Raw genomic sequence first — 7994 nt, 5'->3', positions numbered from 1 at the left:
TGATCACGTCATTGTTTCGCCGATAGAAAGTGTAAAAATAGCTTTCGAGGTTAAATCTAATTTGGGATCAACGGAAATAGCCAAAATTTATAAGGAGGCTCAAAACCTTAAGGATTCATCGAACTTACCGGATAGCCTTTGCCCTAAGGTTGTCGGATTTTCATATACCTGCGCTAACATTAAGTTGACTTACTACGATTTTGTTAACAGTTTTTTAAGCAACAGCCATTACCCAACGATGGTCGCCATCTTAAATATAGGAATCCTCGCATTTATTGATGAACATAATAGTTTTTCAAAAACCCCTGATAAATCCTGCACACCCGTTTTGCTTGAAACAGGTGAAGATACTTTATTGGTTTTTACCTATTTGCTAACTGAATTTATTTCCGAAAGTCATGTTGCTAGTGCAATCAGGAAATATAGCAATCAGTTTTTTACCAGCATGTCTTATTTTGCCTTTGAAAAGACTTTTCTTGATGCTATGAAAAAGATGTCAGCAAAAATGAGGGTACATTTCGAAGGTCAATTAGAAATAGGTATAAATGACACATACGATACTTTGAAGAAGGAATTAGGGTTGTAAATTAACTTTTGCATATGAGTTTCATTAATCTTTTCCGCAGTGTCATCGGCAATCGACCATGCAGGTTGCGGTATGGCATCAATTCATGTTCCCTAAAAATTCTTCTTCAGTCATTTTAAAATCGCCGCTTAAGGTAAATTTTGCTTTACCCTCAGCTATTCCTAATTTAATTTTAGGTTGATCGCGTTTTTCAGGCAAAAAATAGCCAACAACAGTTTTCTTTTTGCCGTAGGTTACTGCAAATTCTTCGCCTGCTTTTACTTGTTCAAGGATGTGTGAAAAATGAGTCTTAAACTCCCCTACAGATATTGTTTTCATGGTAATAAATTCATTTAGTTGAATTTAAAAATTTCTTGTCAAGTTGTCAAGAATAATTTAAACTACTTTTCCGTTGCTCCAGAGCCGCCACTGCGCGGAATGCTTGAAAAAAACAATAGTTGTTAGCGCCATATAATTTATGCCACAAAGAACGCTCATTCCCGTACGTTCAGTCGCCATCGGGTAAACCGGGGGTATGATGGTTTAACGCCTTAAACCTTAAATTTTTTAAATTTGTTTAATGATATTTGCAACAGGCATAGATTATCTTCCCTTCTATTCCAAACCTGAAAAATGAAACAATCAATTATTCATATTGCTGTTTTAGTTGAAGACTATGATGACGCTATTGCGTTTTATGTAAATAAGCTAAATTTTAAGTTGGTTGAAAACACGAAGCTTTCAGCTATTAAGCGGTGGGTGCTGGTTCAACCTCCCGGTGCATCCGGATGTTGCCTGCTGCTTGCAAAAGCTGCAAATGAACAACAACGGTCGGCTGTAGGCAACCAGAGTGGCGGAAGAGTTTTCTTATTTCTGGATACAGATGATTTTTACCGGGACCATCAACGCATGTTAGCAAATAATGTCACCTTCGTGCGTGACCCGATAGTTGAAAGTTACGGTATTGTCGCAGTTTTTAAGGACTTATACGGGAACTTATGGGACCTGATCCAACGGTCAACCTGATATATGTAATTCCAGACGATCTAAAATATATTATCTTTTTAAATTCCGTGTTCGCAGATTTTCGCAGGAAGGGCCTTTGCGGGATGCCTGCACTAAACATTAGTACAGGTGTTGAATCATTTCTTAACGCGACGCGCTGCTGCGCAGGCTCGTTTATTGCAGGGCCGGCAACCACTAATCGAATTTACCCATCTCAATTTTTAAACTACTGACCAGGAATAATTTAAACTTTCGTGCCCGCAGCGTCTGGAAGCCCCCTGTGATCTATAGCAGAACTCCTGTTATTACGGCATCAACCAGGTGTGAAAAAGAGCCGGCTTTATTTTTTCTGATTATTGTATCGTTTCGTATTCGAAGGGAGTAATGGATTATATTAATTCAAAAAAAGTGAAAAAAGCATTTCAAATTGTATTCCTGTTGGGCGTTTTCAGCTCTTGTTCAAAAAAAGACGCCACACCAACAAAAACGCCGTCAACGGTTTATTTCCCAAAAGTAAAATCAATCATTGCGGCTAACTGTATGTCATGCCATAATTCGGCGAATTCATTAGGCTGGGTCGGCAGGCCTGTTAAATTTGATGCCGACACTGATATTACTGCCAGTTATGCGCAAATAAAGAAAGCAGTAGCTGATCCTGTAAGCCCGACAAATCGCAGAATGCCACAAACAGGGAGTTTATCGGATAGTGAAATCGCTATTATTGTTAATTGGTATAACAAAGGAGGAAAATCAACAGATTGATCTTATTTTGATGCAGGGCGCAGGTTTGCTTGAAAAGGAACCTGCGCCGAATGTCTTAAAGAAAAGCAAGGTCGGCGGCGAATAGAGGAATGAAGTATAAAATTAATTTGTTCAGCACTTCCGCTTTTTTTTCAGCTATCATCAACCTGAACATTTGACATAGCGCCTGCAATACAAAAAAACGCTAAACTGAACGATGATATGTTTCCCATACTGCCAAAATCTCCGGCAGGTTAGCACGCCCGAATCCTGCCCTGAAATAGTGAGTGCCGTATTCAAACGTTTCCGAGGGCAGCATCATGATCCCGGTTTGCTGCACCAATGCTTAAGCATATTGCATAGCCGTAACATTGGTTTTTAATTTGACAAAAGCTGTGGACCCGGCTTTGGGCGGATAAAAATCCAGCAGGTCACTATTTCTTTTTTGAAAAGCTGCAAACAGGGCGGTATTTGCCCTGATCTTTTCATTATTCCGGTCGATGAACAATTGATGATGGTTTAAGGCAATCATCGAAAGAATTTCGGCGGGACCACTGTTACAAATAGTTAAGTAATCTTTAAACGCCTCTATTTTTTGAAGCACAACCGTGTTCCTGGTGGCCAGCCAGCCTATTCTTAAACCCGCCAGGCCAAATGATTTCGACATCCCCCAAAGACTGATACCATTTTCATACAGCTCACAGGCCGGCTGAAGAACATTTAGGGGATTGGCTGCCAGGGACCGGTACATTTCATCCGAAAACAAAAAGATATTGCCAGCCCTGGCAATATGGATAATTTCGGCCCAATCGCTGGCACCTGGCAAATAGCCGGTAGGGTTATGCGGGAAATTAACAATGATGAGTTTTGTTTTTTCATTGACAAGCGCTTTCAGCCGGGCGGGGTCATAATACCAGTCGCGGTCGTTTTCAGGCTTCCAGAAGGTAATGGTACAGCCAATGCTTTCGGCCACCTGGTACAAGGATTGATACATCGGCGCCATACAGATCACTTCATCGCCTTTTTGCAGCAGCACGTTCATCAGGCAAAAATTAGCTTCGCCGGGCGACATAACCAACAGGTTATCGGTGCCGATGTTTTGGTAATGTTTGCTGATGGCTTCACGCAATACAGGGGCGCCTTTCGTTTCCGTATACCCCAGGCGCTGATTTTCCCATTGGCTTAATTCTTCTTCCGAGGCCACCGTTAGCACCTCTTTCAAGGCATAACCATCGCAATCTGAACTTGATAACAGGTACTTTGCGGCAAATTCATACTTTGCAAAGTACCTTTCAATTTTAAAATCATCGATCTGCATGCGGGTCGTCTCTTGCTAATTTGGGGTAAATTAGTTAATATCCCTGATGATCTCTTCAACACTTTACCGTTTTTTTCTTTTTACCCAATGATCCCTTCGCAATGGCTTTATTAATGTAGTCTACCGCATCGGGTACTTTACAGGCCGTCCCGCTGGTGTCTACATAAACAGCGCCGATTTCACCGGCAGCGGCAACGGCTTCCGGGCTCAAAGTATTTATGTAGGCGCCCACACTTATAACAAAACTGTTCATCTTTGACCGTACCCTGTTTGGGGAAGTATGGATAGTTTTTATCACTCTTTGCAGCAGGGCCCGGTAAGCATCAATATCCAGGTCACCATCTTCCTTCAAGGCAGCCAGGTTACCAAGGGTGGACCATCCGGCGGCCGCGACATGGTCCTGCGGGTTATCTATCCATTCCATCGCCATCTCAAAACCAAGCTTACCTTCGGCGGCCACCCAAGGCACGGTATACTCATTAATATTGGTGGATAGCGCCTGTTCTGCCCAGGTTTGCAGGTCGGCTTTGGTCATTTTATCGTCGTCAGCAATCAGGCCGGCCAGGTACATGGCATCGGCGTTCCCGGTAGCATAAAGGTCTTTGGCCAGCTGGTAATCTATTTTGATCTTTTTCCGGATCGGTTTTAAATACTCCACCTTTACACCAAAAAATGGCTCCCTGACACCATGCTTTAATAAAACCTTTTTGATGCTTTCGCTTCCGTGCGATAGCAGGTCGGCCATAATTTCGTCAACGGTCATGGTTAAATGGTTTAAATATTTGATTTAAAAATACTTATTTAAAACATTTCTGTAAAGCGGTAATTATTTTTTGATCACACAACCATCTCCGCTTAGGCTCAACAGCAACTACTTTAGAAATTCCTCCACCAATACGGCTGTCATTTCGGGTTGCAGGCTGCCTTCTTTAACAGTACCACCTTGCCGATACATGTGCCATGAATACCCGGCAATATTGCAACTGTGGCACTTTTAAATATAAATGCTAGTATATACTTACACAATTTTTTTTGAAAACTATTCCAGGTTTGGTGTGTTGTTGTCCCGGACTGCAGTACCGTAAAGGAAGTTTGCACGCCGAAGTGTTTGTAATATTTTTATGGGGAATCGCCAGGCGATTTAACCCTTGAATTTTTAAATTTAATTTTTAATTATATATTTGTTCTTATAAATAATTTAAAACGGTGAAAGTAAAGAAAAAAGTACTGGTAGTTGAAAATGATTATGATATAAGGAACATAGTCGCTTTTATTTTAGAAGAAGAAGGCTTTGAATGCATGGGCATTCCCGAACCGCAGTCATTGGATAGTTTAATGGCCTTTAAACCCCATGTCATCCTGATAGACGAGCTTATTAATAACCAGCCCGGGCACAGGTTATGTTTAAAGATCAAACAATTTGAATCGCTCAAACATATTCCCGTTATCATCCTTTCTACAGCAAATAACATCGAACTGATTGCGGAAGAATGTAAAGCTGACGAATATATCCGCAAACCGTTCGACGTTCATGAGATTGTCGGAAAGGTTATCAGCGTTATCGATAAACAACCGCTTGATCTTTTAAATTAACTGGCAACCAGGTTAAAAATATAGAGCTTAATTGGTGTTATTTTTTTCGCTAGCAACCTGCTCCAATTGCGCCATTTTATCATACATCACCCTGAACGTGTTCCAGGGGCTGTTGTCATTATCTTTAGGATTAACTGTTCTACCGTAATAGCCATTTAAAAACTGTACGGGCGACGACCATACCGTTTCGGCGATACCATAAAAACGTCCTTTTAATTCCTTGCCCGCTATTGCCCTTGACCGGTACAGATCTTCCACCTGGTTTACAGCGACTTCAGGCCGGTTCCAGGTGCAGGTTACCACCCTAAGCCCTTTCAGCGCAAAATAAACGGCAGTCTGGTTGTCATGGTCATATTGCCAGTCGCAGATCACTACGTCACGGGGGATGAGGTCAACAGCGCGATAAGTGTTGTTATAGCTGGCCGCCCATTCGCCAATACCGGTCGCACGGCCATCAATAAGGCGGTCGCCCCAAATCCATAACTCTTTACCCTGTTCGGCCAAATGATCCCGGATGGTTTGTACCTCGCTGGCAAAAAGCACTGCCTTATCCCGCCCGCCGCAGCGCGGGCATTTATCTTCGCCCAGGTAAAAAACTTCATCCATACCGGCGTGAAAGGAAGAGGCTTCAAAAACATCCACGATCTCATCTACCAAATCAAAAACAACTTTGTGCACGCCAGGATGCAGCGGGCAATAGCTGCGGCAATAAAGGTTGTCGGCATTGGGCCATTTATAATCAGCAGGGGCAGGCATTTTTATCCATGGGGTTTCATCAAATTCAGGGTAAACCTGCAGTAATTTCTCGGTTTTAGCCGCCCAGCTCTGGTGCCCCAACAGGTTAATTTGAGGGATAATGCTGATGCCATTCTTTTTGCAGGCTTCCAGTATTATTTTAACATCATGTTTTGATAAGGCCGCGGAATCCCTCAGCTCCGGGTGACTTTTATATTCGTAGTTAAAATCTATCCGCAGGATCAGGGTGTTCACTTTGCGGGGTGCCAGTTCTTCATTAATAAATTTTACAAAATCAGCAACTCCACCTGGTTTGGGCGCAGCTATAATAAAACCCTTAACCTGGAACAGGGTATCAGTTTTTACTTGTGCAAAAATGCTTTGGCTAACTAATATGATCAATAACAGCAGCAGGCATGAATAATTTTTCATTTTGACAAAAATTAAGCTGGTAATTATCCCGGCCGCCCAAGCGATACCGGGCCAGGAATACACAAGTACAATGTAAATAAAAATCGGCAATCAAAATAAAGGTCACTGCATTGTTGCTTAAGCCCCTGTGTAAACTACTTACTAAAATATACCGCTTCATCGGTATTGTGCCGCGTGGCTGCTTCGGATAGCTTTGATAAACACTAAAATCGTTATCAATCATGAAAATTAAACTGCTCATCATCTTCGCCCTGGCAACACTTGGCTTGTCGGTGCAAGCACAAACCGAAGCTCCGGTAATTACCGAGTTGCACCTGCTTTTGAAAAATGCCAAAAATAATTTTGTTAACGACGTGGGTAAAAAAGTGGAAGAAGATACGGTGACGAAAAATATTTATTACGAGACCAAAAATCCTGTAGTTGCTGCCGACCCATTTATTTTACACCTGGGCACGGGCCAAAATATTTTCATCTTGAATTATGACGCCACCGGCGACAAGTTAACTGCCTTGATACCAATTGTTGACCAGTACATTGATGAATTGAATAAAATGGTAAAAACCAGCGACTATACCGGGAATGACTACAAAAACGAAAAAGGTAAAGCCGTTACCGATATACATGATAAAGACGGCAACCTGGTTTTACGGTATACCAGCGATAAAGCGAGCCAAACTGTTTATTTATACGGATTTACAAACAACAAATAATATGAAAAAAGTAGTTTTAATATGGTTGCTGGTGGTGTTGCTGCTATTTTGCGCCGCCAAATTGTTCGCGCAAACTCCCGGACAGCAATCAGCCAGGGCGTTTAAACAGTTCTATTTTCATAAAGCCAATTCAGCAACCTTACGGCAAAATCTGATGGTGACAGAGGTGGTAACCACACTCGCGGGCCCCAAAACTGGCAGCATTATTATCGATATAAAAAATAACTCCCTAAAGATCGTAACTGACGGTGCAGACGATAAAATTTACTCCATCAAAAAAGTAGGCGACGAAACTACCGACCAGTACGATAACAAAAAGCTGATCATTTATTGTACCGACGCAGCCGGATCAGATTGTACGGCGACCATCCGCCGCGAATATGCCTATAGGTCGGATAACGAAATGGTCATTAATATCACGTATCCCAATGGCACAGGGAAGGGATACTTCTGCACTTTGGAACAAAACTTATTTGAAAACTAAACAACATGAAAAAAATACTCACCACCATTGTATTAAGCGGGATGATTATTACGGCTTTCGCGCAAAAAACATTTAAACCAATTCATTACACCATGATCATCTCCGGAGCGAATAAAAACGCCGCTTCAGGGGATATTAAGGTCAATATGAAAGATTCTACCATTATAATCGGCGAAGGCCCTGCAAAAAAATTTAAGATCGAAATGATGGCGCCCGAACAAAACGCATTATCTGATGATAAGTCACTGACAACATGGTTGAGTTTTCTTTGTAACAGCAGCGATAGCAGATCGTACACCATAATGATAGCACGGCAGCAACAGCCCAATGGCACCAAAATAATGAACGTACAGGTAAACTGCGACGGTGCAGATCCGGTAGTTTATGACTGCGACTACCTCCAGGAACCAT

At 42.0% G+C, this 7994-nt stretch carries 11 protein-coding genes; 7 read left to right on the top strand and 4 right to left on the bottom strand.

The features are described from left to right. The coding region (locus tag QZY09_RS12170; RefSeq protein WP_295672745.1) for a hypothetical protein at positions 1-586 on the top strand (586 nt) is incomplete at its 5' end. A 78-nt stretch (positions 587-664) separates the two neighbouring features. Here the strand turns inward: QZY09_RS12170 and QZY09_RS12165 are convergent. After that, complete coding sequence (locus tag QZY09_RS12165; RefSeq protein ID WP_295672744.1) at positions 665-904, bottom strand: type II toxin-antitoxin system Phd/YefM family antitoxin; 240 nt, start codon at positions 902-904, stop codon at positions 665-667. A 294-nt stretch (positions 905-1198) separates the two neighbouring features. On the opposite strand from QZY09_RS12165, the gene QZY09_RS12160 reads away from it, so the two are divergent. Both QZY09_RS12160 and QZY09_RS12155 read left to right on the top strand, forming a co-directional pair. Continuing rightward, positions 1199-1591, top strand: a complete 393-nt coding sequence (locus QZY09_RS12160; RefSeq protein ID WP_295672742.1) for a VOC family protein — start codon at positions 1199-1201, stop codon at positions 1589-1591. Positions 1592-1978: 387 nt separating this feature from the next. Beyond that, the gene (locus tag QZY09_RS12155) at positions 1979-2332 is read left to right on the top strand and encodes a c-type cytochrome (protein ID WP_295672740.1); all 354 of its coding nucleotides are present in this window, start codon (positions 1979-1981) and stop codon (positions 2330-2332) included. 325 nt (positions 2333-2657) lie between these two features. Here QZY09_RS12155 and QZY09_RS12150 read toward each other — a convergent pair whose 3' ends face one another. Continuing rightward, positions 2658-3629, bottom strand: coding sequence for an aminotransferase class I/II-fold pyridoxal phosphate-dependent enzyme (locus QZY09_RS12150; RefSeq protein ID WP_295672739.1), 972 nt, complete (start codon positions 3627-3629; stop codon positions 2658-2660). A 55-nt stretch (positions 3630-3684) separates the two neighbouring features. Then, the gene (locus tag QZY09_RS12145) at positions 3685-4392 is read right to left on the bottom strand and encodes a DNA alkylation repair protein (RefSeq protein WP_295672737.1); all 708 of its coding nucleotides are present in this window, start codon (positions 4390-4392) and stop codon (positions 3685-3687) included. A gap of 443 nt (positions 4393-4835) precedes the next feature. Between QZY09_RS12145 and QZY09_RS12140 the strand changes: the two genes are divergently transcribed. Continuing rightward, positions 4836-5222, top strand: coding sequence for a response regulator (locus tag QZY09_RS12140; protein WP_295672736.1), 387 nt, complete (start codon positions 4836-4838; stop codon positions 5220-5222). 27 nt (positions 5223-5249) lie between these two features. Here the strand turns inward: QZY09_RS12140 and QZY09_RS12135 are convergent, their stop codons facing one another. Then, on the bottom strand, positions 5250-6389 hold the full coding sequence (locus QZY09_RS12135) for a family 20 glycosylhydrolase (RefSeq protein WP_295672734.1): 1140 nt from the start codon (positions 6387-6389) through the stop codon (positions 5250-5252). Positions 6390-6610: 221 nt separating this feature from the next. Between QZY09_RS12135 and QZY09_RS12130 the strand changes: the two genes are divergently transcribed. The 3 genes from QZY09_RS12130 to QZY09_RS12120 form a co-directional block, all read left to right on the top strand. Next, a complete protein-coding gene (locus tag QZY09_RS12130) occupies positions 6611-7099 on the top strand; it encodes a hypothetical protein (protein ID WP_295672733.1) in 489 nt (162 codons plus the stop codon). A 1-nt stretch (position 7100) separates the two neighbouring features. After that, positions 7101-7583 carry a hypothetical protein gene (locus tag QZY09_RS12125; RefSeq protein WP_295672732.1) on the top strand — a complete coding sequence of 161 codons (483 nt, stop codon included), beginning with the start codon at positions 7101-7103 and terminating at the stop codon, positions 7581-7583. Positions 7584-7588: 5 nt separating this feature from the next. Beyond that, positions 7589-7994: hypothetical protein (locus QZY09_RS12120; protein WP_295672731.1), on the top strand; the 406-nt coding region annotated here is incomplete at its 3' end.

Origin of the sequence: uncultured Mucilaginibacter sp., from assembly GCF_903913935.1 — a bacterium.
Taxonomy (GTDB): Bacteria; Bacteroidota; Bacteroidia; order Sphingobacteriales; family Sphingobacteriaceae; genus Mucilaginibacter.
Note: the sequence above shows the minus strand (reverse complement) of the source record. Positions and strands in the feature narration are given on the sequence as shown.